The sequence below is a fragment of the Streptomyces albus subsp. albus genome, assembly GCF_000719865.1.
GTDB classification, from domain to species: Bacteria; Actinomycetota; Actinomycetes; order Streptomycetales; family Streptomycetaceae; genus Streptomyces; species Streptomyces albus_E.
Genome location: NZ_JOID01000011.1, coordinates 72285 through 95340, shown reverse-complemented (window position 1 = coordinate 95340; position 23056 = coordinate 72285). Strand labels below are relative to the sequence as shown.

At 73.5% G+C, this 23056-nt stretch carries 20 protein-coding genes; 3 read left to right on the top strand and 17 right to left on the bottom strand.

All coding sequences use genetic code 11. From position 1 onward, the window contains the following. Positions 1-285: 285 nt before the first annotated feature. The 4 genes from IF83_RS31190 to IF83_RS35305 are packed head-to-tail and all read right to left on the bottom strand — an operon-like array spanning position 286 to position 3511. A complete protein-coding gene (locus IF83_RS31190; protein WP_051722734.1) occupies positions 286-1494 on the bottom strand; it encodes a GvpL/GvpF family gas vesicle protein in 1209 nt (402 codons plus the stop codon). Then, positions 1491-1847 carry a gas vesicle protein K gene (locus tag IF83_RS0113130; RefSeq protein ID WP_051722733.1) on the bottom strand — a complete coding sequence of 119 codons (357 nt, stop codon included), beginning with the start codon at positions 1845-1847 and terminating at the stop codon, positions 1491-1493. Before IF83_RS0113130 ends, IF83_RS31190 begins: the two co-directional genes overlap by 4 nt. Continuing rightward, positions 1831-2889 carry a gas vesicle protein gene (locus tag IF83_RS32035; RefSeq protein ID WP_107046760.1) on the bottom strand — a complete coding sequence of 353 codons (1059 nt, stop codon included), beginning with the start codon at positions 2887-2889 and terminating at the stop codon, positions 1831-1833. Before IF83_RS32035 ends, IF83_RS0113130 begins: the two co-directional genes overlap by 17 nt. Then, complete coding sequence (locus tag IF83_RS35305) at positions 2882-3511, bottom strand: gas vesicle protein (protein WP_078843439.1); 630 nt, start codon at positions 3509-3511, stop codon at positions 2882-2884. The genes IF83_RS32035 and IF83_RS35305 overlap by 8 nt, the downstream gene beginning before the upstream one ends. A gap of 239 nt (positions 3512-3750) precedes the next feature. Between IF83_RS35305 and IF83_RS0113115 the strand changes: the two genes are divergently transcribed. After that, positions 3751-5280, top strand: a complete 1530-nt coding sequence (locus tag IF83_RS0113115) for a helix-turn-helix domain-containing protein (protein ID WP_030544319.1) — start codon at positions 3751-3753, stop codon at positions 5278-5280. 142 nt (positions 5281-5422) lie between these two features. Here the strand turns inward: IF83_RS0113115 and IF83_RS0113110 are convergent, their stop codons facing one another. Further along, the gene (locus tag IF83_RS0113110) at positions 5423-6790 is read right to left on the bottom strand and encodes an AMP-binding protein (protein WP_030544318.1); all 1368 of its coding nucleotides are present in this window, start codon (positions 6788-6790) and stop codon (positions 5423-5425) included. Positions 6791-7172: 382 nt separating this feature from the next. On the opposite strand from IF83_RS0113110, the gene IF83_RS0113105 reads away from it, so the two are divergent. Then, entirely contained in the window at positions 7173-7877 is a 705-nt protein-coding gene (locus tag IF83_RS0113105; protein ID WP_051722732.1) for a 4'-phosphopantetheinyl transferase family protein, read from the top strand. A 161-nt stretch (positions 7878-8038) separates the two neighbouring features. On the opposite strand, the gene IF83_RS0113100 is transcribed toward IF83_RS0113105, so the two are convergent. From IF83_RS0113100 to IF83_RS0113085, 4 genes are all read right to left on the bottom strand, one after another. Then, positions 8039-8875 carry a class I SAM-dependent methyltransferase gene (locus tag IF83_RS0113100; protein WP_030544316.1) on the bottom strand — a complete coding sequence of 279 codons (837 nt, stop codon included), beginning with the start codon at positions 8873-8875 and terminating at the stop codon, positions 8039-8041. Positions 8876-9097: 222 nt separating this feature from the next. Beyond that, on the bottom strand, positions 9098-9808 hold the full coding sequence (locus IF83_RS0113095; RefSeq protein ID WP_051722753.1) for a PIG-L deacetylase family protein: 711 nt from the start codon (positions 9806-9808) through the stop codon (positions 9098-9100). 28 nt (positions 9809-9836) lie between these two features. Then, the gene (locus IF83_RS0113090) at positions 9837-10373 is read right to left on the bottom strand and encodes a DUF6879 family protein (protein WP_030544314.1); all 537 of its coding nucleotides are present in this window, start codon (positions 10371-10373) and stop codon (positions 9837-9839) included. 45 nt (positions 10374-10418) lie between these two features. Beyond that, a complete protein-coding gene (locus IF83_RS0113085) occupies positions 10419-11720 on the bottom strand; it encodes an MFS transporter (protein ID WP_051722731.1) in 1302 nt (433 codons plus the stop codon). A gap of 92 nt (positions 11721-11812) precedes the next feature. On the opposite strand from IF83_RS0113085, the gene IF83_RS0113080 reads away from it, so the two are divergent. Next, on the top strand, positions 11813-12268 hold the full coding sequence (locus tag IF83_RS0113080; protein ID WP_030544312.1) for an SAM-dependent methyltransferase: 456 nt from the start codon (positions 11813-11815) through the stop codon (positions 12266-12268). A 56-nt stretch (positions 12269-12324) separates the two neighbouring features. Here IF83_RS0113080 and IF83_RS0113075 read toward each other — a convergent pair whose 3' ends face one another. From IF83_RS0113075 to IF83_RS0113040, 8 genes are all read right to left on the bottom strand, one after another. Next, a complete protein-coding gene (locus tag IF83_RS0113075; protein ID WP_051722730.1) occupies positions 12325-14001 on the bottom strand; it encodes an FAD-dependent monooxygenase in 1677 nt (558 codons plus the stop codon). Continuing rightward, positions 13998-14522, bottom strand: a complete 525-nt coding sequence (locus tag IF83_RS31185) for a truncated hemoglobin (protein ID WP_051722729.1) — start codon at positions 14520-14522, stop codon at positions 13998-14000. Before IF83_RS31185 ends, IF83_RS0113075 begins: the two co-directional genes overlap by 4 nt. A gap of 13 nt (positions 14523-14535) precedes the next feature. Continuing rightward, positions 14536-15645, bottom strand: coding sequence for a GNAT family N-acetyltransferase (locus IF83_RS0113065; protein ID WP_030544309.1), 1110 nt, complete (start codon positions 15643-15645; stop codon positions 14536-14538). Between the two features lie 126 nt (positions 15646-15771). Then, positions 15772-15996, bottom strand: a complete 225-nt coding sequence (locus tag IF83_RS0113060) for a hypothetical protein (RefSeq protein WP_030544308.1) — start codon at positions 15994-15996, stop codon at positions 15772-15774. Between the two features lie 327 nt (positions 15997-16323). Continuing rightward, positions 16324-17565 (bottom strand): beta-ketoacyl-ACP synthase II, encoded by a 1242-nt coding sequence (gene fabF, locus IF83_RS0113055; protein ID WP_030544307.1) that lies wholly within the window; start codon positions 17563-17565, stop codon positions 16324-16326. Next, entirely contained in the window at positions 17562-17831 is a 270-nt protein-coding gene (locus tag IF83_RS0113050) for a phosphopantetheine-binding protein (RefSeq protein ID WP_158711042.1), read from the bottom strand. Before IF83_RS0113050 ends, fabF begins: the two co-directional genes overlap by 4 nt. A gap of 5 nt (positions 17832-17836) precedes the next feature. Beyond that, positions 17837-20365, bottom strand: coding sequence for a prodigiosin MAP biosynthesis aminotransferase PigE (pigE, locus tag IF83_RS0113045; RefSeq protein WP_051722727.1), 2529 nt, complete (start codon positions 20363-20365; stop codon positions 17837-17839). Then, the gene (locus IF83_RS0113040) at positions 20362-22923 is read right to left on the bottom strand and encodes a hypothetical protein (protein ID WP_158711041.1); all 2562 of its coding nucleotides are present in this window, start codon (positions 22921-22923) and stop codon (positions 20362-20364) included. Before IF83_RS0113040 ends, pigE begins: the two co-directional genes overlap by 4 nt. Positions 22924-23056: the final 133 nt, after the last annotated feature.

Sequence of the window (23056 nt, the reverse complement as noted above, 5' to 3'; positions counted from 1 at the left end):
CACTAGTACACGGACCCGGCGCCGGACATCCCCGGCCGCCGTCCGGGCTCTCTCCGGGCTCGTCCGGCCGCCGTCCGGGCTCGGCGCCGGCCGCCGGTCCGACCGCCCTCCGGGCACGGTCCGGGCGCCCGTCCGCCGCGGCGCACCGGCGCCTTCGGGTACCCCTCGGCGCCGGACCGAACCCCTGCCGGGCAGGACGTACCGGCCGGCCCCCTCCCGGGCGGGGCGGACGGGCCGGCTGCCGAGCGGCGGCCGGCCGAGCGGGCCTGACGGGACGGACGGCCGTCAGGCCGGGCGGAGGCCCGGGACCGCTCCGCCGGGCGGGGCCCCGTCCGGCTCCTGCCCGCCCGGGCCCTGCGCCAGGTCCGCGAAGGAGTACGGCGGCCAGGGCCCCAGGAAGCGGATGCGGACCGCCGGCTGCTCGTCCTGGATCTCCGCGAGCACCCGGCCCACCGTCTCGATCCCGTCCTCGCGCACCAGCAGCGACACGGACAGCACATCCGTCTCACCTGGGTCGCGGACCGCGCGGCGCCGGTCCTGGAGGTCCTCCGAGACGGCCGCCAGCCGGCGCCGGGTGTCCGCGTACAGCGCGTCGGCCAGTTGCTCGGACGCCTCGCGGCGGGCCATCTCCAGCCGCTTGGCGAGCAGCCTGCGCACCCCGGGCGAGCTCTCCGCCATGTCCGCCATCAGGGACCGGGCCCGCTCGTTGCTCACGGCGGCGGCCTCCCGGTCCAGGGTGATCTCCACCCGCAGTTCGGCGTGGCCCGCCAACTCCCGGAGGCGGGCGGTGAGTTCGTCCCGCCGTTCGGCCAGCCAGCCGCGCAGCCGCTGCTCCGCGCTCTGCCCGTCCTCCGGCCGTACCAGCACGTTGAACGTCATCGGCAGGACGGCCCCGGTGAGCTGCCAGGCCGCGTCGACGGCCCGGTCGTGCTCGACGATCCAGCGGCGCACGTCCTCGTCCGGACCCTGGTACGGCGCCGGGGCGGTGGCGTGCACCAGTGCCACCGGGCCGCCGGGCGCGTCGCCCACCAGCCGGAGGGGCCGGCCGTCGAGGCCGGTGGCGGTGCCCGTGCCGGTGCCGGTGCCGGTGCCGGTGCCGGTGCCGGGCAGGGTGTCCGTACCCGGGTCGGGCAGCAGCGCGTACACGTACAGGGCCTGGGGCGGCTCCGCCGGCGCGGACGGGCCGTGGTCCGTTCTGGGGTCGGCGGCGCCGGTGCCGGGGGTGCCGGGGCCGGGGCCGGAGGTACCGGGACGGGGAGTACCGGTATCAGTGCCAGGGGCGGTGGTGCCAGAGGGAGCGGGGGCTTCGGGGCCGGGGGTGCCGGGCGCGCCCGAGCCGGTGCCGGGGACAGCATAGGGGCCGGGGCCGGTGCCGGAGGCGCCCATCGCGGTGGCTCCGGTGCCCGGGGCGCCGGGGCCGGGGATGCCGGAGCCGGGTGCGGGGGTGCCGGGTGCGGGGGTGCCGGGTGCAGGGGTGCCGAGGGTGTCGGTCATCGCGCTCCCCCCGTTCCGGGACCGGCACCGTTCCCGGCCCCCGGTCCGGCCTCCTCGGCCCAGCGCGCCGGGTTGACGAGCTTGTCCACCACGTCGTCCACGACCTCGTCGAGCCCGCGGTGGAGGTCGGCGACGGAGACGGTGATCCCGTGCTCGTCCTTGATCTCCCGCATGGCCTCGTCCAGTTCGAGGAGCGCCTCACCGAGCCGCTCGGTCTCCTCGGGGGTGAGGTCGCCGCCCTCCATACGCCGCAGGGCCTGCCGCTCCAGGGCCTCCTGGATCACCTCGACCAGGGTGACGACCAGGGTCAGCACCCCGTGCTTGAGGCTTTTCTCGTCAACGGTGAGGGCCACCGTCATCCCTCCTTCGCTCTGGGGACTGCCCGTTCTCCCGACCCGCGTCCCGACCCGCCTGCCCCGCCTCGTCCGCCTCCCGACCCGCGCCGCCCGCCGTCATGCGGTGGAGCGGGCCGGTCCAGCCGGGGAGGGCGTCGGCGGCCAGGGCCACCTCGCCGCCGGGGGTGTCCAGCACCAGCGTGTACGGGCTGCCGGTCGGGTTGTCCCGCTCCTCCAGCCGGACACCGAGCAGCTCGCCGGGGCGCAGCACCAGCGCGGGGCGGGCGTCGACGGGCGACTTCCAGGAGAGCCCGTCCGCGTCGAGACGGCCGCGGCCGCCGCGCCACAGCGCGCCCCCGCGGCGGGGCTCGTGGTACCACAGGTGGCCCTCGTGCCCGTCCTCAGCCGCGTCCGGGCCGGCCGTCCCGCGGCCGTTCCCGTCCGCCGCCGCCAGGGGCCGCGCACCGGGCGCCTGCCGCAGCAGCTCCCGGTGCAGCCGCTCCGGCTCGGCCGCCGAGAGCAGCGCCTCCCCGCCGTCGCGCAGCCGGACGCGGAGCCGGGTGCGGTCCTCGCCGCCGACGGCTCGCTCGGTCTCCAGGGCCGCCGACTCCAGCTCGGCCAGCTCGGCCTCCCAGAGGATCTCGCGGGGCTCCCGGCGGAGCACGACGAGGCGCCGGTCGGTCAGATGGACGTTGCCGGGCCGCCAGGCCGAGTAGACCTCGCCGGTCAGCCGGTGGCCGCCGAACATCTTGGTGATCAGCCGCTCGCCGTCCCGCAGTCCGAGGCCCCGGCCGCCGGAGCGCTCCGCCCAGGCGCGGGTGGCCTCGTCCCACTGCCGCAGCATCCCGTACTCCAGCATCGTCTCCATGCCGGCGATCGCGGCGCGGACGTTGACGCCGATCAGCGGGATGTCGGCGACGGCGATGATCAGGTCCAGGTGGAGGACGGCGCCCTTGTTGAGGACGACCTCCAGCAGGTCGTCCAGGGTGACCCGGGGATCGCGGGTCGGCTGGAGCGACGGGGCCGGGGCGGCGGGCGGTGCGGGAGCGCGGTCAGGCATCGTCCGGCTGCCGCTCGTCCTGCCGTTCACCCTGCGGCTGGTCCCGCCGCTCGCCCTGCCGCCGGCTCTGCCGGCCTCCCGGTGTCCGGCCGCCTTCCACGGCGGCGGGCTCCCCGGCCTCCGTCCCGGCGGAGGCACCACCGTTCACCGCGCCGGCGTCCGCGGCGGAGGCCCGGGACAGCGCCTTGGCACTGCGCCAGCCGCACCACGGGCACCACTCGTCGAGGAGTTCCCGGGTGGGAACCTTCTTGTGGCACTCGGGGCAGGTCTCCTTGTCCTCCTTGACCTCGCGCCAGGCGGCGGTCTGCACGTCCGTGCCGGAGGGGAACTCCAGCCCGTAGCGGGCGGCGGTCTCGAAGGAGGCCAGGGCGGCGCGCAGCCGGATGCCCAGCAGTTCGACACCGGCGACCGACACCATGATGTCCGCGTTGAGGACGAGCCCCTTGTCCAGCAGGGTCTCGACGACATGGGCGAGGCTGCCCTCGCCGCCGCGCTGCGGTTCCAGCGCGCGGGCACCGCCGCCGTACCGCCCGGTGCCGACCGCGGTCGCCGGCGCGCGCGGGGCCGGCGCCGGGGCCCCGGACGGGCCCCGGACGTCACGTATCGGATCGGGTTCTCTCATGCCCCTCGCCTTACCTCTGCGCACGCCGTCAACCCTCCGGGAAGCCGGACGCCGGGAGGACCGCGCCCGCGCCACACCGGGCATTCCGCCCTTTCCGGGACGGACGGTCCGCGGCCCGCCGGCCGTGCGCCCGCCCGGGTGAGAACGCCGGGAAAACGGGCACTCCGACCCCGTGCGGCCCAGCACCCTTGGACTCCCTCGAAGCGCGGCAATCTCATATCTGAGATAACCTGAGCCACATGGGAGACGACTACCTCGTACGCATCGGACGCCTCATCAGGGACGCCCGTCAGCACCGCGGCTGGACACAGTCGCATCTCGCGGAGGCCCTGGGTACCAGCCAGAGCGCCGTCAACCGCATTGAACGCGGCAACCAGAACATCAGCCTTGAGATGATCGCCCGCATCGGCGAGGCCCTGGACAGCGAGATCGTCTCGCTCGGCTACGCCGGGCCGATGCATCTGCGCGTGGTCGGCGGCCGCCGGCTCTCGGGCGGCATCGACGTCAGGACGAGCAAGAACGCCTGCGTCGCCCTCCTTTGCGCCACCCTGCTCAACTCGGGCCGCACCACCCTGCGCCGGGTCGCGCGGATCGAGGAGGTGTACCGGATCCTGGAGGTGCTGGGCAGCATCGGCGTCCGCGCCCGCTGGATCAACGACGGCGCGGACCTGGAGATCGTCCCGCCGGAGCGGCTCGAACTGGACTCCATGGACATGGAGGCGGCACGGCGCACCCGCAGCGTCATCATGTTCCTCGGCCCGCTGCTGCACCGCGAGGACCGCTTCCGCATCCCGTACGCCGGCGGCTGCGACCTCGGCACCCGCACGGTGCAGCCGCACATGACGGCGCTGCGCCGCTTCGGCCTGGAGATCACGGCGACCGACGGCGTCTACCACGCCGAGGTCGACCGCGGCATCCGCCCGGACCGCCCGATCGTGCTGACGGAGCGCGGGGACACCGTCACGGAGAACGCCCTGCTGGCGGCGGCCCGGCACGACGGCGTCACCGTCATCCGCAACGCCAGCTCCAACTACATGGTCCAGGACCTCTGCTTCTTCCTGGAGCAGCTCGGCGTGACGGTCGAGGGCGTCGGCACCACCACTCTCACCGTGCACGGGGTCCCGCACATCGACCGGGACGTGGACTACTCGCCCTCCGAGGACCCGGTGGAGGCGATGAGCCTGCTCGCCGCGGCCCTCGTCACCGAGTCCGAACTGACCATCCGGCGCGTGCCGGTGGAGTTCCTGGAGATCGAGCTGGCGGTCCTGGAGGAGATGGGCCTGGACCACGAGCGCAGCCCCGAGTACCGGGCCGACAACGGCCGCACCCGGCTCATCGACCTCACCGTGCGCCCGTCGAAGCTGAAGGCCCCGATCGACAAGATCCACCCGATGCCGTTCCCGGGCCTCAACATCGACAACGTCCCGTTCTTCGCGGCCATCGCCGCCACCGCGCAGGGCTCGACGCTGATCCACGACTGGGTCTACGACAACCGCGCGATCTACCTCACCGACCTCAACCGGCTCGGCGCCGACGTCAAGCTCCTCGACCCGCACCGGGTGCTGGTCGAGGGCCCGACGCGCTGGCGTGCCGCGGAGATGATGTGCCCGCCGGCCCTGCGTCCGGCGGTGGTGATCCTGCTGGCGATGATGGCCGCCGAGGGCACCTCGGTGCTGCGCAACGTCTATGTCATCAACCGCGGTTACGAGGAACTGGCGGAGCGCCTGAACTCGGTCGGCGCGCAGATCGAGATCTTCCGCGACATCTGAGCGCCCCGTCCCCCCGGCTTCTCCGGAACGGCGGACCAGGGCCGGCTCCGGCCGGTCCTCCCGCCGCTCCTCCGGCTGCGCGACGGCCCGCCGGTCCTCCGGCTGCGCGACGGCCGGGCCGGCAGCGGCGCCGTGGCCGAGGTCAGTGCCACGACAGCTGCCGGAGCGGGACACCCGCCACCCGGTCGAGCCCGGTGTCCTCCCGGTGCCCCGCACGGCTTCTCCCCGCGTGAGCGTGCGGCCCGGTGCGGCCCAGGACCTCGAGGGAGCCGCTCGCGGTCCACCGCCCCGTGTAACCGGAGTTCGTCAATGAGCCCCGGTGGCTGGCGGCCAGCTCGTGGCAGCCGTCACACAGCCTGTCGAAGGGCATCGCCGTGCCTGCGGCCCAGATCTGACCGGTGCCGCCCGGGGGCAGAATCCCCCCGTCCGCGTCCCGGACCGTCACCCGGACCCGGGGCACCGCGGCGCCCATGACGGTGCGGCCCGCCGCCTTCCGCGCGTCCGCCGTACAGTCGGCCGCCGTCCAGGGCATGGCACCGTCGCGGGGGGAGAACTCGGCCAGCAGCCGTGTGAAGGGCAGCAGTTCGGCATGGCGCTCCACGAGCCCGGCCGGCAGCGGGCCACCGGTGACCAGGACCGTGCCCGACCGCTTCCCCGCCCCGGGCCGGGCAGCCGCGAGCACCGCTTCGTACTCGTCCGCTCCGTACACCGCGGCGGTGCCCGAACCGTGGAGCCGGGGCGCGGCCTCGCCCGTGCCCGGGGGACGCGGCCCCTGCAGCCTGCCGCCCGCGGCGATCGCCCACCACATCGCGGCCAGGTCCCGGGCGCCACCGACCCCCTGCCCCACCGTCACACCCCGTGCGGGCCGGCCGGCCCGGCGCAGCCGGGCATTGACCGCGAACAGCCAGGCTGTGTGGTCGACGAGATGGCCCGTCACGCCGCCGTCGGATCCGAACTCGGGCAACAGGTAGGCGACATCGGCCGGACCGGACCGTGGCAGAGAGCCATCCGTCCGGAAGGGCTTGATCTTCGCCCACGTCCGCTCGTCGTCCAGCACCACCACGGGAAGCGACCAGCGCTCCCTGGTGGCAGCGCTGCCCAGCACGAGCGTCGCACCGCTCAGGTCGGCGATCCGCGCGAGGGAGGCGTCGTCGGCACCGTGGGGCACCGGGACGCACACACCGCCCAGCTTGAGCACGGCGAGCTGGGCCACCAGCCCCTGGGCGCGATCCGAGCAGTGGACGAGCAGGGGATCACCGAGCTGCACCCCGCAGCGCAGCAGTGCCGAGGCGAGGCGGTCCGAGCTGCTTTCCGCCGACTCGTAGGTGAGCGCGCGGTCGGCGTCGGCGACGACGACCTCACGGGGACGCCGGGCCGCCACCAGGCCGAACAGCCCGTTCAGGGTGCCCTGGAGTGCGGTGACCTCCTTGGCCCCGGCCAGGGCCGTGCGGCCACCGCCGCGCCCGGCCGTATCCGGTGTGCTCGCACTGATCGTGTGTGCTGCGCTCACTCAGGGCCCCCAGGAATGACATGCTCGCTTCGACGGACGGGGCCCGGAACCCGGCGAAACGGCGATTCCCGCCCCCAGGCGCCCCGCCCAGTGTCGCGGTGCCGGCCTGGACAACTTCTTAAGACACTGTGGGGCCCTCCCGCCCGGCCGGGCCGGGCGGATCCCCGGACCGGGCCCCCGGCTCCCGCGAGTGCCCCGCGAGGGCCGGCCCACGGCGGGAAAGGGGTGAGCGGCCCGCCGGCGTCCGCACTACGGTGGCCTCGCACACGCACGCGACGGGAACGCGGACGGACGGAGGGCGTGGTCACATGGGACGGCCGAGGGGAACGCGGGCTCGGGCAGCCGCGGTTCGGGCGGCCCGCACGGACCCGTGGGAGACGGAGTGATCGGGGAGATACTGCCTGCCGGGGTGCGGTTCGCCGAGGCCTTCGACGACAGCGGGGCAGCCGGCTGGTTCCCCGAGGAGGAGGCGCTGGTGGCTCGTGCCGTTCACAAGCGCAGGGCCGAGTTCCGCACGGTCCGGCGCTGCGCACGCGCGGCGCTGGCCTCGTTCGGGGTCCCTCCCGCCCCTCTGCTGCGGGGCTCGCGCGGCGAGCCGCGCTGGCCCGCCGGTTTCGTGGGGAGTATGACCCACTGCGCCGGCTACCGGGGCGCGGCCGTCGCCCGGTCCACGGAGTTCGTCTCGCTCGGGATCGACGCCGAACCCGACGACCCGCTGCCCGGGGAGGTGCTGGCCCTGGTGTCGCTTCCGGAGGAGCGGGACCGCCTGGCGCGGCAGGAAGCGGACGGCGAAGCTGCTGCGGTCCGGGCGGACCGGCTGCTCTTCAGTGCCAAGGAGGCGGTGTTCAAGGCGTGGTACCCGCTGACCGGGCGGGAGCTGGACTTCGCCGAGGCGTCCGTCTCCTTCGGGTACACCACGGCCCGCTCGGGCACCTTCGAGGCCCGGCTGCTCGTACCGGGCCCCGAGCTCGACGGCAGCCGTCCGGACGGTTTCACGGGCCGCTGGACAGCTCGTCACGGACTGGTGCTGACGGCGGTCACGGTGTGCCCACCGGGGCGTCCGGCGCCCGGGGCCCAAGGGAACTGAAGCGGGACGGGTCCGGGGGGACGTCCGGGGCCGGGAGCACGGCCGGTCGGACGGCGTCGTACCGGACGCGGGACAGGTTTCGAGGGGCGCCCTCCGCCCCACGACGGCGCACGATGGCGGGAGTGCGCCGGTCTCCCGCACACGGTGTGGCCGGCAGGAGATCAGGGACGGGTGGCCGCGGCCAGCCAGACAGCGCCGCGCAGCCGCACCCCGTCCGGGGTTTCGTACGGCCGGAGCGCAGCCCTCACCCGGTCGCGGGCCTCCCTCACGGTCTCCTCCGGCTTCTTTTCGAGATTGTGGCGGACCGGTCCCATCGTGAAGTAGAAGTCCACGGCCTCGTCGGCGTTGCGGCCCCAGTTGACGGGCCCTTCGACGGAGGTCACCGTCACGCCGGCGAATCCCGCGGCTGTCAGCACTTCGCGGACGCGGGCGGGGTCGGAGAGCGACATCATGCCCCGCTGAGCCGGGGAGGGCTGGGCGAGCAGCGCGTTCACCGGCGCGAAGACCCGGGCCGAATCCCCGTCGGGGGAGGGCATCTGCGGGCAGATGAAGGCGAGCCGGCCACCGGGCCGCAGCGCGCGGCCGATGTTCGTGAACGCGACGGTGTGGTCGGTGAAGAACATGACCCCGCCCCGGCTGACCGCCACGTCGTAATGGCCGGAGGGAAAGGGGTGGACCTGCGCGTCGCCCTGCTCGAAGACCGCGTTGGCGATGCCTTCCGCCGCGGTGACGGCCCGTGCCCGCTCCACCATGGGCGCGGAGATGTCGAGCCCCACGGCCTGCCCCGAGGCGGCCCGGCGGGCGGCGAGGCGCGTGGTCTGCCCGGTGCCGCACCCGACGTCGAGCACCCGGTCGTGGGCGCCGATGGCGGCTGCTTCGAACAGCGCATCGTTGAACCCGCTGTTCAGCATGTCGAAGCTGTCGGCGTTGTCGGCCCAGTGCACCCCCTCGGGGCCGTTCCACGCCTCTGCTTGCTGGGTGTTGGCGATCCGTCGCATGAGCTCTCCGCAGGCCGGGACCACTGGAGCCGGTGTCCAGTGTTCAACTCTAGAGACAGCCCATAGTAGGGGGTGCCATCAAGAGGGCCGGGGAACCGGGCCGCCGTGGTCCGGGAGACGGGGCGGTGTTTCCCGGGCCCGGCCGCGTGACCGGGAAACAGCCGCGGGCGCCGCTGCCGGATACGGCGGAGGACGGGCTCGGGGACGGGAGCGGGGACGGAATCAGACCCCGATCAGCTCGAACGCTATCGCCGGGGTGCCCCCGAAACGTTCGCCGAACATCCGTACCTTCCTCTCCAGGAACGCACGGGCGTCGGCCATGGGATGGTCCGGACCCAGATAACCGAGGTACGACCGATGGGCCTCGAGCGCGGCCACACCCTGGTCCAGGAAGCCCGTCACATCGACGGCGTGACCGGCGAGCGGGGAGCCGCCGACAGCGGCGTACCGGACACCCTTCCAGGGTTCCAGCCCTTCGTCGGCGAGCTCGGGGAACACCCAGCGGTTGCCGGCGTCTCCCGCAGCGTCCAGCAGGGCCCGGCCCACATGGCGGTGGTCCGGCGCGTTCCAGTCGCCGCTCCGCCACCGCTCGTGGAAGTTGAGTGTGACCAGGATGTCCGGACGGTGACGGCGGATGGCGGCGGCGATGTCGCGGCGCAACGGCAGTCCGTACTGGACGGAACCGTCCCGGTGGCGGAGGAACTCGACTTCCTTCACGCCCACGAGGGCGGCGGCCCGGAGCTCCTCCTCTTCCCGGAGGCGTGCCGCTTCCCGGGGTTCCGTGGTGTCCATGCCGGCCTCACCGCTGGTCACCATCACGTAGGACACCTCGCGGCCCGCGGCGGTCCAGGCTGCCACGGCACATGCCGGGCCGTACTCCAGGTCGTCGGGGTGGGCGACGACGGCCAGTGCGCGCTGCCAGTCGTCGGGCATCGGAGCGTACGGTTCGGCCACGGGCGGTTCAGCCGTTCTCGTGCGCGGGGGCCCAGACGGGCTCGTAGTCCGCGTGGTCGGTACCGCGCTCCCAGGCGGCGTCGAACGCGTCGGTGCACATCTTCGCCAGGGCCGGGTCCTCGGTCAGTTCGTGCGGCCCCCACGAGCCGTCACCCGCGAAGTGCGTGAAGCGGACCAGCCGGCCGTCGAACACCCAGAAGTCGTTGCCCGGGAGCAGCAGGTCGGAGACCTTGCGGCGGGGCAGCCAGCGCACCTTCTCACCGGCCGGGACGTTGACGATGGTCGTCGTCTCCCATTCGTAGCGGATGAAGTCCGTGACCGGCTCCGAGACGATCCGCAGCCGTCGCCAGTCGACACCGCGGCCCACGGTCTCCTGCACGAGCTCGACCCAGTCGAGGTGCCGGTCGTACTCGATCGGTTTGCCGTTCTGCCAGTCCACGAAAACCGCGCCCTGCGGGGTATACATGTCGCGCATCTCGAGATGGATCGCCGAATGCCGTGCCTGGGCGATCAGTTCCTTGAATGCGGGCAGGTTACTGGACATCGCCAACTCCTCTGGTCCGAGCCGCGTTCGAACGGCCACGGGAGCTCATTGTTGCGGTGTGACGACGCGGGGGGCGCCTTGCAGATTGCTCTCTTCGGAACCGGGGACGCGGGTGCGCACCGCCCAGCGCACCGCCGGCCCGCTGAGCATCAGCGAGAGGGCGAAGAGAGCGGCGAGGAGGAGCCAGCCGACCGGACCGAAACGGTCCGGCACCGTCGTCACCAGGGCGGGGCCCGCGATCACCGCCAGGGCGTCGCCGGTGGCGAACACCCCGCCGTACTGGCCCTGGGCGTTCTCGGGCGCCAGCTCGTACCGCAGGCCCCAGCGGGCGGCCTCCCCCCATATCTCGCCGAGGGTGAAGAGCACGGTGGCCACGGCGAGCACCACGGCGGCGGCCCACCCCGGGATGCCGCCGGAGAGAGCCGCGACCGCGCACGCGGCCGCGAGCACCAGGAACGTCCACCGCTGCAGGCGGCTCGCGCCGGGCACCGTGTCGGCGTCACGGGCGACGTACACCTGGAGGAACACCACCATCAGCGTGTTGATGAGCATCAGCCACGCCGCCATCGCCCGCGGCGCGTCGGTATGGGTCACCAGCCACAGCGGCATGCCGAGCGCGAGCACCGTCGGTCCGATCCTGGCGAGCCCCGACACCTGGGCGACCAGGATGTACGGCACGTCCCGCACCGCCGAGGGCCCGCCCTTCCGGCGCGGCCGTCCCGGCTGCCGGGGCACTCGCGGCAACCGCATGTACAGGCCGGACACCACCACCATCGCGGCCGCGTTGCCCCAGAACAGAGCGAGGTAGACATCGGGCGAGTCGACGGCGATCACGAATCCGGCCGCCAGCGAGGCCAGCGCGAAGCCTCCGTTGAACACGGATCGCATATAGGCCGACAGCTTCACCCGGCCCTCCCGGCCCATGACCCCCGACACCAGTGCGCCGCGTGCCACGTGGCCGGTCTGCTCGGCGGCGCCGAGCAGCGCCGCCATGACCACGTACATGGGAAAGGTACGGACGAACACCGCGGAGATCAGCATGGCGGCCTTGCACAGCGCGAGCACGGCGGTCGTGCCGCGCGGTCCGAAGCGGTCGGCGAGGGAACCGACCGGGACGCCGAGCACGAGGGCGATCACGCCGGCCACCGACAGGCCGATGCCGACCTGCCCCGGGGACAGGCCCACCACCCGGACGAAGTAGACGGCACCGCCCGTCACATACAGGCCGTTGCCGAGACTCGCCACAGCCGTACACAGCACCAGGAGCCGCCCCGGACCGGGCTCCGGCAGCAACCTGGACCAGACCGGTCCGCCGCCCCGCTTGGCCTGCCGCTGGGAATCGGTCATCCGCGCGCTCCCGTTCCGAGAGAGGATTGACGTCCTGCCGGGACGCGGGCAGGATCAAGAATTCTCCGCCGGTCGCGTCGTGAGGAATGGCCATGCAGCATTCGTTCGTCCCCATCGGCACCGTTCGCGGATCGCGCCGGGAGGCCGTTCAGGACAACTGGGGAAACGTCGAATGCCACATCGACCTCGACCCCGGCCAATTGAGCGCCGATGCGACGCTCGGGCTGCGGGATTACTCTCATATCGAGGTCGTGTTCACCTTTCACCTGGCCGATCGGGTGTGCCGGAGTACGCAGCACCCCCGGGGAAACCCTTCGTGGCCCCGAGTCGGCGTCCTCGCCCAGCGCGCACCCAACCGGCCCAATCACATCGGTGTCACCATCTGTGAATTGGTGGCGGTCGACGGTCTCACCCTCTCGGTCCGCGGCCTCGATGCCCTCGACGGCAGCCCGGTGCTCGATGTCAAGCCGTATCTTCCCGAGTTCGCGCCGCGCGGGGAGATCCGAGAGCCGGAGTGGTCCCGCGAATTGATGCGCCATTACTTCTGAGGCGCTGTCCCCCCGGCCGCCCGCTTCCCTTGTGCCGTACGCGTTCATCGCTTCCCTCACGCCGGTTCGTGCCGGGCGCGGGTTCCCGGCGGATGGGCGGGCGGGCGGGCGACCATGTCGGCGCGGCCGGCGGCGATCAGCGTGTTGATCTCGTCCACCGAGAGGTCCGCCGCCGAGAGGTCCGCCGCCGGGAGGTCCGCCGGGAGCAGCACCACCGGGAGGACGCCGGCCGACGTCAGCTCCTCGGCACGCCGGGTGCGGGCGATGCGGCCCGCACCCGGCTGGGAGGGCACGGCGAGGAAGTCGAAGCCCCGGGCAGCGGCATCGTCGGCCAGGGTGGCCGCGGCCCCGGCCGCCGGCTCCTGCGGGCCGGACACCGCGGGGACCAGCAGTCCGACCGCGCGGGCCCCCGCCGCCCTCAACGCGCGCGGATCCGCGGCACTGTCCGTGACCGGGCAGCGGACGCCGCCGCCCGCCGTGCGCAGGACCAGCCCGGCCGGCCTCCCCCCGGGCCCCTCCGTCTCCGCGACACGGGACTCCAGCGTCAGCCCGCCGATCGTGAGCGGTACGTCACGGGGCTCGGCCCCGGTCGGGTGGCCCGCGAGCCGCGACACGGTCCGGGCCACGAACCGCGGGTCGCGGTCGCGCAGCCGGTCATAGGTGTTCATGGGCCTTCGGCTGCGCAGAGCGAACACCGTGCGGTGCCCGTCCGTCCGGCCGCCGCGGCAGAGCGTCTCGAACCACTCCGCGCTCTCCCCGGCCTCCTCCTGGGCCGCTCCGATCACCGGTTGCCGGGTTGCGGCATAGGCGTCGAGCGCCTCGGGGACCGTTGTCCCGCCGGCGAGCGCACCGGCGAGGCACAGCGCGTCGTCGATCGCGAGCGCGGTTCCGGATCCGGTCGAGAAGTGCACGGTGTGCGCCGCGTCCCCGACGAGCACGCACCGTCCGTCGTGCCAGCGCTCGTTGACGACCGTACGGAACGGCTGCCAGCCCGTGGTCTGCGCGTGCAGCGGCACGCCGCGCAACTCGTCCGTGAAGATCGCGGCGAGTTCCTTCTCGATCTCGGGGAGCGGCCGGCCGTCCAGCCCGTGCGCGGCGAGTACCGCGGGATCCGCCTCGACGATGAATGTGCTCTCGTCGGCGGCGTGCGGATAGGAGTGCACGATCAGCAGCCCCGGGCGGAGATCCTTGAGGACGAACGACGGCTCGAGCGCCGCGGGCGCGGCGGCCCACAGGAACCGGGTCCGCCCGGCGGTGACAGTGGTGCCGAACGCCTCCTGCCGGGAGCGGCGCAGCCGGCTTCCCGCGCCGTCCGCGAGCACGACCACGTCGGGCGCCTCCGGTCCCTCCGGTACCGCGGTGACCGTCCGGCGCAGGCCACGTACCCCGGGGGTGTTCTCCGCGAGCCGGCGCACATGGCTGTGAAAGGTGCGGCGGCGCAGCCCGACCATCCCGTAGGCGCCCGACCAGATGCGCTCCCCGCCGCAGAGCGTGAGGGTGCGGTCCCACCGGCCCCTGGCCGTCTCCGGCAGGTCGAAGGCGCTCGGGAACAGCTGTCGCACATGGTCCGTGTAGTCGGTGGACATCACGATTCCGGCGCCCGGCCCCCGGCCGTCCCGGTCGTAGAGGTCGATGGTGACGTCCGGTCTGAGGCGCGCGAGTTCCAGAGTGAAGAACGCTCCCGCCGCGCCTGCCCCGACGACCGCGACCCGGCGCAGCGGCCGCCCGTTCACCGAGGCGATCCGTCCCAGTGGAACCGCTCGCCACGCGCGAGGGCAGCGCCCCGTGACGCCGCCATCATCTCGCCGCTCGCGACTTTCATGATCGTCATGAACTCGCCGAACGCGGGTTGTGGGGCGTCCAGTTCGGTTCCGGCCCGTGCCATCAGCTCCAGCCAGCGCAGCCGGTGCGGCCGTGCGATGAGGAAGTGGCAGTGGGCCTGGTGCAGGCGCGGCTCCCAGGCCGCCGTCAGATCGTTGTCCCCGTACATCCGGACGAAGTGATCGGCGAGGCGTTCGCCGTGCATCGCCCAGTCGGTCACCGCGAACAGCGGTCTCAGCACCTCGTCGTCGGCGACGAGTTCGTAGAACCGCGCGGTCAGGGCCCGGAAGAACGGTTCACCGCCGATGGCGGTGTAGAAGTCCTCGACTCTGCGGTCGACCTGGGACGGTGTCATCGTGCCGCCGTCCTGGAGTCCCTTGTCGGCGACGAGCAGGATCTTGCCGTCGTGGTGCGGTGCGGGTTGTGGCGACACGGACGTCTCCTCCTCAATCGAGCAACAGCGCTGCCGCTGACAGCGTGTTGACGGTGCATCCTCGGAGTTTCTTCGCCCGGAGGGTGCCGAGGCCGTAGGCCATCGACGTGATGCCCAGCCGGGGTGCCAGCTCGGCGGGCCGGTAGAACATGGTGGCGAAATACGTGAACGAGGAGTCCGGCCGGTCGTAGTCGGTGCCGCTCATCAGGATCGTCCACTGCGTTCCGTCGCGGACGAGGAGGCTGAAGGAGAGAAGGGCGCCGTCCGCCCTCGCCTCCACCACCGTGACGTTCTCGGGACCGAAGTGCTCGCGCAGGTGACGCAGCGAACCGGCCTCCCGTTCCGCGTCCGGGGTCCCGCCGTACTTGGTCACGATCTGCTCGCGGAGCCGGACCAGTTCGGGCTCCTCGTCCCGGACGCCGCGCTCGCTGATCTCGACTCCCCGGAGCGCGATGTCCCGCAGTTCGCGGCGCACCGCGAAGCGCCGCTTGCGGGGCAGGCCGGCCACGTATCCGTCGAAGTCCGGCCAGGTGACGTCCATGTCGCAGCGATCGACCATCGGCACCGTGTCGAAGCCGCGCGTGCGCAGGGCGTCGAGGAACTCGGGGTAGTCCGGCCGCAGGAAGAGCGCCGCTATGCTGCGCATGCCGTTCTCCCGGCACCAGCCGATGAGCCCGTCGACGTAGGCACGCGCCGCGGCGGGATCGCGGGCGTCCGGACCGACCGGGGCCGTCTCGTAGTTGGGGAACATCAGCAGGCAGCAGGGGAAGACCCGGTCGGCCGAGAGCCCTTTCCAGGGGTGCGGGCCGTGCTCGACCACGCCCTCGCCGGTGGACCCGCCGGAGAGCACACGCAACGGATCGAAGCGCACATGGCCGGTGGGCTCGTCGACGGGACCGCCGACGAGCGCGACCGACGGCCCCTCGCCGCGGGAGAGTTCCAGGGTGCGCGCGCCGCCGGGGATGCGCCCTTCGGCGAGCGTGATCCAGCGCCGGCTCAGCGTGGCCGGGGCACCGGATCCGAGATGCTCGTCCCAGTCGTCCGCCACTCCGGTCCGCACGCGGAAGGTGCCGGGGAGGGACCGCACGGCAGCGGGGGCCGGCGGATCGTCCATCTGCGTCACGGGGTATTCCTCACGGTTGTCTCCCGGCCTCCCTCGTCTCCGGCGCAGGGCCCGGAGTACGGGGCCCTGCGCCGGATCCGGGGCAGTCGGTCGCTCGGGGCGAGATCAGCCCTCGGTCACGGGGCTTCAGGCAGCGGCCAGGTCCCAGACCTTGAGCTCGTCCCAGACCCGGGACTCGTCCCAGACCTTGAGCTCATCCCAGACCCGGGACTCGTCCCAGACCTTGAACTCGTCCCAGACCTTCACCTCGTCCCAGACCTTCACCTCGTCCCAGACCTTCACCTCGTCCCAGACCTTCACCTGGTCCCAGACCTCGAGCCGGTCCCAGACCGGACGTGCTGTGACGTGCATGTCGTGTCCTTCCGAAGAGTGCGGTGGTCCGGTCCACCCCAGGAATCACCGCCTCAGCCATGGGCCGGTGGGTACTGGCCGCGGGCTCGGGGAGGGAAGCCACTCACAAGGAGATGGGCCTTCCTGGCCATGGCCGGCGAGGGCTTGGCTTCCACCCCCGGTCCGGCGAGTGTTGCAGAGGGATCCGAGGCACGTCTTCTCCCAGGTTGCTCGGCCGCGCGCCGCGCGCACAGAGGCCGGGTCCCGCCGGGGGAACCGCACGTCCGACGGGCCGGACGGGCAACCGGAGGGGCAGGCGGCGCGCCGGCGGGAGGGCCCTGTCCGTCATCAGACCCCGCCGGCTCCGAAGGCGAGAACGACGTTGTGGCCACCGAAGGCGAACGAATTGGACAGAGCCGTGCCGAGCCGCACCTCCCGCGGTTCCGCACCCACCACGTCGAGACCGAAGCCGGGATCCACCGCGTCGAGGTTGACGGTCGGTGGCACGCATCCGTGCAGCAGCGCCTGCACGCACACCACCGCCTCCACCGCACCGGCCGCTCCCAGGCTGTGGCCGGTCATCGATTTCGTCGCGGAGACCGGCGTCCGTGCGGCGGCCTCCCCGAGAACGGCGTGGAGCGCCTTCGCCTCCGCGGCGTCGTTGTACCGCGTCCCCGTGCCGTGCGCGTTGACGTACCCGATGTCCGCGGCCGACCAGCCGGCGGAACGCAGCGCCGCACGCATCGCCCGGGCGGCCCCCGCTCCCTCCGGATGCGGGCTGGTCACATGGTGGGCGTCGGAGGAACGGCCGTAGCCGCTCAGTCTGGCGAGCACCTCGGCGCCCCGGGCACGCGCGTGCTCCGCGGACTCCAGGATCAGCACCGCCGCTCCCTCGGCGAGCACGAAGCCGGCCCGGTCGGCGTCGAAGGGGCGACTGGCGCGCCCCGGTTCGTCATTGCGCGCGGACAGCGCCCCGGTCCTGGCGAAACCGGCCAGCAGCAAGGGGGTGACCGGCGCCTCGGCCCCACCGGCCAGGACGACATCGGCCTCTCCGGAGGCGATCATCTGGTGGGCCCCGATCAGGGCCTCGCCCCCGGACGCGCACGCCGACACCACGGAGGTGCTGGGGCCGGTGATGCCGCACGAGAGGGCGATGTGGGAGGCGGAGCTGTTGGCCATGGACATGACAACAGAACGGGCCGCGATCCTGTTCGGTCCGCTGGTCTCCAGCAGGCGGGCGTTCGTCTCCCAGCCGCCCGCTCCGCCCGCGCCCGTCCCCAGCACCACACCGACGCGGTCCCGGTCCTCGGCGGCAAGGTCCAGGGAGGCGTCCTCGACGGCGAGGCGCGCCGCGGCGAGCGCGAGGTGGGTGCACCGGTCCGTGGACCGTTCCTCGCGGCTCCCGGGGGCGAGCGCGGCGGGGAGGTCCACCTCGCCGGCGATGCGTACCGGGAATCCCGCCGGGTCGAAACGGGTGACGGTCCGGACGCCGCTGACGCCGGCGAGCTGGGCCCGCCAGAACTCCTGCCGGCCGACGCCGATCGGTGTGACCGGCCCGAGTCCGGTGACGACCACCTCCCGCCCGGTCACTCCCCCTCCCCGGTCCCGCGTTCGGAGAGGTGGCCGATGACATCGCCGATCGTGGCCATCGAGAGGGCGGTGTCGTCCTCCACGGGTGCGCCGGTCTCGACCTCCACGATGGTGAGCAGTTCCACCATGTCGAGGGAGTCGAGTCCGAGGTCCTCCTTGAAACGGGCCTCCGGGGTGATCTCTTCGGGGAGAAGGCCGAGCTTCTCCTGCAGCAGGGCCGTCACTCGCTCGGAGATCGTGCCGGTGCGGGAAATTCCTGTGGTCACCGTGGTCATCCTTCGTTGAGGGTCGGGTTCCCCGCCGCCCGGACGCCGATGGCGTCCGCGTGCAGGGCGAGATCGTGGCAGACCGCGCCAACCGCCGCCACGAACCGGTCGGCCTGTCCGGTGGTCAGCGAAAGGGGCGGCTGAATGCGCAGCACCCTGTTCCGGTTGGCCGTGACGAACGTGAGAATCCGGTGGTCACGGGCGAGCTGTCCGGCGAAGCGCAGGCACAGCAGGTCGCCCAGCGAGGACTCCAGCGCCGTGCCCGCCCGGCTGATCGCGGTACGGACGTCGTCGGGCAGCCAGTCGACCAGGGTGTGCAGGTCGCCGGGCAGCCGGGTGAGGAGTTCCCCGGCCATGGCGCCGGCCGCGCCGGAGAAGTCACCGTCGAACTCGATGGCGTTCATCAGGCCGATGCCGCGCACCTCGCGGACGAATCCGTACGGCTCGCACACCGCGCGCAGCGAGGTACGCAGATACGCACCGGTGTCGCGGGCCCGCTCCGGCAGCTTCTCCGCCTCGAGGACGTCCAGCGTGGCGAGGGCCGCCACCGCGGCGAAATTGCCGCCGCCGAAGGTGGACGAGTGGAGCATGGCCCGGTCGCTGCTGCCGTAGGCGGCGTCCCACAGCCCTGCCCGGACCAGAGTGGCGGCGACGGGGACCAGCCCGCCGGAGAGGGACTTGGCCAGGCAGACCACGTCCGGCCGCAGGCCGTCGTGGTCGGCGGCGAACATGGCACCGGTCCGGCCGAGTCCCGTCTGGATCTCGTCGAGGACGAAGACGGCGCCGGCCCGGGCGCACAGGCGCTGTGCCTCCAGCAGATAGCCCGGGGGCGGCAGGACGACCCCGCCCTCGCCCTGCACCGGTTCGACGATGAAGGCCGCCGCGCCCTCGATGGCCGCGGCGAGAGCGCCCGCGTCCCCGTACGGCACGCCCACGACGTCGCCCACGAGGGGGCCGAACGGGGCGCGGTGCGCCTCCCGCCCGGTGACGGACAGGGCGCCGAGGGTCTTGCCGTGGTAGCTGTTGCCCGCGTGCACCAGCCGTGTCCGGCCGGTGGCCGCGCGGGCGACCTTCAGGGCGGCCTCGACCGCCTCCGTGCCGGAGTTGCTGAAGAAGACGCGTTCCAGCCCGCCCGGCGAGACCGCGCTGAGCCGCTCGGCCAGTTCGGCGGTCTGGACCGGCATGGAGATGTACTGGGCGAAGGCCGGTGCGTTCAGGTCCAGGAAGCCGCGCAGGCGGGCGACCACGTCCGGGTGGTTGTGGCCGAGGCCGAGGGCACCGTAGCCGGCGACGAAGTCCAGGTACTCGACGCCGTCGGCCGTGGTGAGCACGCACCCCTCGGCCCGGGTGAACACCCGGTCCAGTCCGTGCGCGGCGAACAGCCTCGCCATCGGCGGGTTGACGTGGTCGCGGAAGCGCCGCCGGGTCGCCGCGGTGACCTCCCGCGGCGCGGTGACGCGGGACGGTGGCCGGTGGTGGACGCCCAGCCGCGCGATGTCGTCCTCCGCCAGGACGCGTCCGAAGGCTGCGAGCGGGGTGGGAAGGAAGCCGTGGCGCGCCGCGAGCGCGCCGATCCGCCGGATTCCGTCCACGTCGATCTCGCGGCCCAGGGACCAGCTCTCCGCCCGGCCCTCCAGGGCGAGCACGACGGTCTCCGCGAGGCAGCCGTTGAGCTGCTGGGCCGGTGCCGGCATGCTGCCGTCGCCGGCCTCGACACCCTCGACCGCGCTGACCAGCCCGCCATCGACGACCAGTACGTCCCGGCGGGCCGGCGCCGCCGGCGCGTCCCTCGGCAGGGCGACGTCCACGACCACCGAGCCGGGATGCAGCCGGCCGGTGTCGATCACCCCTCCGGACGAGGACGCGGCCACATGGAGACGGGGACTTCCGTAGCACTCCGTGATGTCCTCGCACAGGGTCACCCGCGCGTGGTCGGCCGGATCCAGGTAACCGAGCAGGGCAGCCCGGGTCCGGCGGCTGCGGCGGGTGACGAGCTCCAGCCGGAACCCCCCGGCGAGCAGCAGACGGGAGACGGCGAGCGCTATCGAGCCCGGGTAGCCGACGACCACGACGGGGGTGTCCTCGGCCGGCAGCCCGAGGAGCCGGGCGCAGCTGAGGAGGGCCTCGTGAGCGGCATAGACGGTCAGGGAGTTGCCGCTGGTGACGGGAACGCCGACCCGGGCCGCGGTCCAGAGCCCGCGGTCGCCGACGATCGAGGTGGCACCGCCGAGTCCGACGATCTCCGCGCCGGCCTCCCGCAGTGCCGTCACCTCGGCGGCCACCAGCTCCCGCGCGGCCGTGGGACGTCGCAGGATCTGCTCCGCGGTGTGGGGGAGGCTGCGGACCTCGCCCTCGCACCGGCTGCCGGTGAGGGACGTGACGGAGCCGAGCACCGGCAGCGGGACGTGGCGGCGGGAGGCGGGGGCGCGCGCGGTCCCCCGGTGGTCGTCCAGGAGCCGGCCGAGGAGGTCGAGGCCCCGTAACTGATTGCGGTGCGCCGGACTGACGGCATGGGCCAGGAAGCCGAACTTCACCGGTGCTCTCCTTCAGCGGGAACGGGCGGACGCGCCGGGGCGGCCGTCCGTGTCCGGACGCGCGGGACCCGCGCACCGGGCCACCGGACCGTGCCGAAGGGCGGCTCGGGGAGCCGGTCCCGCTGCCAGCCGGCGGAGGACAGCCGGCTCAGCCCGTCCCCCTCGTTGTTGTGGGCCATCGGCACGGAATAGAGGTCGACGGTGGAGGGCCTGCACAGCCGGTCCGCCAGTTCGCCGGCGTCCACGTCGACGAGGTGGCGGTGGCTGACGGTCAGCTCCCCGTAGGCGCGCTCCCACTCGCCGTCCAGGAGGTGCAGGACCTGCGTCTGACGGCTCGCCTCGCCCGCCCGCAGGCCCTCCCGGTAGGTGCGGATCACCGAGTGCCCGCCGTCGATGAGCCGGAAGACGCTCAGGTTTCCCGTGATCCGGTGTCCGTTGACGGTCACCTCCTGCACCAGCGTCGGCAGGATGTCGGGCACCAGCGCGGCGGCTCCGTCGCCCACGAACGCGAGGACGTTGCCGTCCCGGGTGAGAGCCACCGCGGGCACCGACTGGAGGGCGTCCCCCATCAGGGCCCGCCCGTACCAGCCGGAGAACCCCGGCCCGGTGCGCGGCAGGTTGCGGATGGCGGAGAGCCCGCCGCGGCCGACGTCGAAAATGCCGGTGTAGGTGTATCCGCGGGTGGTGACGAGGGTGTCGAGGACCGCGCCGAGGCGGCCGAAGAAGTAGTTGGGGCTCATGGGCAGCAGCGGCAGGGTGTGCACGACGTCGGACGCGCTGTCCCCGCTCTCCGCGATGGCGTGCTCCCGCCGCGACCGCAGCGCCCGGTCCACGTCGAGCCGCCGGCGCACCTCGCGCAGGAACTCCGGCCCGTCGCATGCCAGCCCGTGGTCGGCGAAGGGCGCGAGGTGCCTCTCCTCCCCGGTGACCTGCACGATGCGCAGGCCGCGGGCGAGCGCCCGGGGTGAGAAGGGCGTCGAGGCCTCCGTGATCCGGCTGTTGAGGAAGAAGAGGCACTGCTCGTCCCGCGGGCGGAGCCGGCCCGCGTGGTGGAGGAAGGCGTGAACGCGGTCCGAGTAGCCGTACATCCCGAGTGTGCCGAGGTACTCCCGTACGACCTGTCCGTCCCGGTAGCGCGCGACCGTGCCCGGGTGGGTGAGCGAGTCGGCGAGAGCGATGCCCGCCCGGGCGGCGATGTCGTGGACGAGGCCGCTCTCCTCGGCGCCGAGCCTGCCGCACTGGAGCAGGATCCTGGCCGGGCCGTTGTTGACGAGGTCCATGACGGGCTCCATCGCGTCCTCACGGACGGTGAGCCGCGGGCGGGGCGGCCCCGCGCGGCCGGGGCGGGCCGGGGGCGCGCCGGGCGGCACGCGGGCCGGTGCCGCCGGGGTGCGCAGGACCTCCGGCGTGACGAGCAGCACGACCGGGCCGAGGTCGGCCTCGTACGCCGTGAACGCCTCGCGCAGCTGTTGCGGCAGCCGGCCGGGGTCGTCGAGATGGACGAACGGGATGCCCTTGGCCCGCAGCACCTCCCGGCTGTCCTCCGCGCCGTGCACGGTGCCCTGGAAGGGAAACCACGCCCCGCCGGCCGAGTCGGCGCAGACGATGAACCCCTGGGCGCGTGCGTCCCGGAGATTGGCCAGGGTGCCGCGGAACTCGTCGACCATCCCGCTGGTGACCACGATCAGGAAGGGCGCCCCGTCCAGCTGCCATCGGGCCAGCGCACCGCAGGCCAGGCTGTGTTCGCTGGGGCCGCGCAGGACCGGGTTGCCGCCGCGCGCCGCGTGGGCCTCCAGATCGCCGATCAGGCCCGCCACCACCGAACCGGTGTAGTAGTGCAGTCCCCAGCGGGGGCCGGCCCGCTCGTCCAGGAAGCCGGCCAGTTCGCCGCCGAGCAGGGTGGCCCTGCCCGGGGCCGCGTCCCGCACCGCGGCCCCGGCGCTGCCGGTCTGGACGAAGTCGGTGAACGCGCAGATGACGTCGGCCGCCAGCACCCATGGCCGGCTGGGCAGTTGACGGCGCGTGTAGGGATGCGCGATCACCACGGTGCCCAGGGGGTCCTCGTCGTACACGAAGACGGTGTACGGGGTGAACGCGCGGCGCACGTCCGGGGCCAGTGCCTCGCGCAGCTCACCGAGCCCCGCGCCGAGCACGCCGCCGTCCCCGGATCCCGCCGGTATTCCGGCGGACGCCGCGTCCACCAGGACCAGGGCCAGCACGTCCTCGCCGTCGCGCCGCCCGCCGTCCGTCAGCCGCCGCAGTTCGCGTGCGGCGGCGGTGAAGGTGGCGGCGGTGACCAGCCGGATCTCGGCCGCGGGCAGTGCCCGGTCGAGGAATCTGAGCGAGCGCGCCAGTGCCCGGTGGTAGGTGTCCTCTCCGGGTGCCCGGAGAGGGGGCGGAGATCCGCCGGTGACCAGTTCCCTCACCGCTCCGGTGGCGTCCGGCGGACCGGTCAGGTCCGCGAGCGCCCCGGCGACCGTTCCGTGGAAGGCGGCCCGTCCCCCGACCGTGACGACGAGGAACCGGGGCCGTCCGCCGCACTCACTGCCACTGCTCACCGTCGCCACTCCCCCGGTCGTCCGCGCAGGACCCCCTGCGCCCAGCAGTGTGCAACGCACCGGCTGAAGAGGATCTGCACAAGCTCTGGAGGGCGGCGGCCGGACCGGCCCGCCGCCGGGCCGTTCTCCGCGG

Excerpts from the sequence above, each read along its gene's own strand:
- IF83_RS31190 (WP_051722734.1), bottom strand. The coding sequence starts at position 1,494 with ATGACCGACACCCTCGGCACCCCTGCACCCGGCACCCCCGCACCCGGC.
- IF83_RS32035 (WP_107046760.1), bottom strand. The coding sequence starts at position 2,889 with ATGCCTGACCGCGCTCCCGCACCGCCCGCCGCCCCGGCCCCGTCGCTC.
- IF83_RS35305 (WP_078843439.1), bottom strand. The coding sequence starts at position 3,511 with ATGAGAGAACCCGATCCGATACGTGACGTCCGGGGCCCGTCCGGGGCC.
- IF83_RS0113115 (WP_030544319.1), top strand. The coding sequence starts at position 3,751 with ATGGGAGACGACTACCTCGTACGCATCGGACGCCTCATCAGGGACGCC.
- IF83_RS0113100 (WP_030544316.1), bottom strand. The coding sequence starts at position 8,875 with ATGCGACGGATCGCCAACACCCAGCAAGCAGAGGCGTGGAACGGCCCC.
- IF83_RS0113095 (WP_051722753.1), bottom strand. The coding sequence starts at position 9,808 with ATGCCCGACGACTGGCAGCGCGCACTGGCCGTCGTCGCCCACCCCGAC.
- IF83_RS0113090 (WP_030544314.1), bottom strand. The coding sequence starts at position 10,373 with ATGTCCAGTAACCTGCCCGCATTCAAGGAACTGATCGCCCAGGCACGG.
- IF83_RS0113085 (WP_051722731.1), bottom strand. The coding sequence starts at position 11,720 with ATGACCGATTCCCAGCGGCAGGCCAAGCGGGGCGGCGGACCGGTCTGG.
- IF83_RS0113080 (WP_030544312.1), top strand. The coding sequence starts at position 11,813 with ATGCAGCATTCGTTCGTCCCCATCGGCACCGTTCGCGGATCGCGCCGG.
- IF83_RS0113060 (WP_030544308.1), bottom strand. The coding sequence starts at position 15,996 with ATGCACGTCACAGCACGTCCGGTCTGGGACCGGCTCGAGGTCTGGGAC.